1 protein-coding gene is annotated in these 608 nt (G+C 61.7%); it reads right to left on the bottom strand.

Translation table 11 applies throughout. The features are described from left to right. On the bottom strand, window positions 1-597 hold a 597-nt coding region (locus EOA60_RS36220), incomplete at its 3' end, for an alpha/beta fold hydrolase (RefSeq protein WP_245502723.1). Between the last annotated feature and the right edge of the window lie 11 nt (window positions 598-608).

The raw sequence follows: 608 nt of genomic DNA, 5'->3' as shown, positions 1-608 counted from the left end.
ATCGCGAACCGCCATGCACGTGCCGATGTAACCCGGCAGCGCCTGCCTGGTCAGCATGTTGCGGCAACCAGCAAGCTCGGCGGCGCGGTTGGCATGAAAATCCGGCGTGAACCACACCTTCATGATGCCATCGGCAATCACCTCGATGCCGTCACGCTCGACCGTCGCGATGCGGCTGTTCCAGCTCTCGGCGGTACCTATTTTGTGCGCGGTGTCGCTGAGGATCAGCGCTTCGACGAGTTCGGGCCGCCGTGCATAGAACCCCTGCGCGACCATGCCGCCGGCCGACAGGCCAAAAAGCACGACCTTCTGGAAGCCGAAGCAGTCGATGAGCGCGCTCAGATCGTCGACATGGTCGTCGATCGAGCGCACGCCGCTGCCGATGTCGGAAAGTCCGTGGCCGCGCTTGTCATAGACAAGCATCGGCATCTCACCGGCAAGCCGTGCGACGACATCGTCCCAGATCCGCAAGTCGGTGCCGAGCGAATTGATGAAGATGATCGGGCGCGCAGAAGCCGTCCCGGCGATAAGGCGATGGTGCAACGTAATGCCGCCGATACTGACGAATGGCACGATCTCGATCCTCCAAACCAACATTGCACCAGTTG

Source organism: Mesorhizobium sp. M1A.F.Ca.IN.020.06.1.1 (assembly GCF_004023265.1).
Taxonomy (GTDB): Bacteria; Pseudomonadota; Alphaproteobacteria; order Rhizobiales; family Rhizobiaceae; genus Mesorhizobium.
This window is presented reverse-complemented; position numbering and strand designations above follow the sequence as displayed.